The sequence below is a fragment of the Pseudomonas sp. HMSC066A08 genome (genome assembly GCF_001813025.1).
Taxonomy (GTDB): domain Bacteria; phylum Pseudomonadota; class Gammaproteobacteria; order Pseudomonadales; family Pseudomonadaceae; genus Pseudomonas; species Pseudomonas aeruginosa.
The window spans coordinates 1-451 of record NZ_KV811193.1 but is presented as its reverse complement, the minus strand read 5'-3'; the positions used below and the strand labels follow the sequence as shown (position 1 = coordinate 451).

The 451-nt window shown below is 51.9% G+C and carries 1 rRNA gene; it reads left to right on the top strand.

The annotated features are described in order from the left end of the window. Window positions 1-451 (top strand): 23S ribosomal RNA (locus HMPREF2886_RS01450); the annotation flags it as partial.

Sequence of the window (451 nt, the reverse complement as noted above, 5' to 3'; positions counted from 1 at the left end):
TACCTTTTGTATAATGGGTCAGCGACTTATATTCAGTGGCAAGCTTAACCGTATAGGGTAGGCGTAGCGAAAGCGAGTCTTAATAGGGCGTTTAGTCGCTGGGTATAGACCCGAAACCGGGCGATCTATCCATGAGCAGGTTGAAGGTTAGGTAACACTGACTGGAGGACCGAACCCACTCCCGTTGAAAAGGTAGGGGATGACTTGTGGATCGGAGTGAAAGGCTAATCAAGCTCGGAGATAGCTGGTTCTCCTCGAAAGCTATTTAGGTAGCGCCTCATGTATCACTCTGGGGGGTAGAGCACTGTTTCGGCTAGGGGGTCATCCCGACTTACCAAACCGATGCAAACTCCGAATACCCAGAAGTGCCGAGCATGGGAGACACACGGCGGGTGCTAACGTCCGTCGTGAAAAGGGAAACAACCCAGACCGCCAGCTAAGGTCCCAAAGT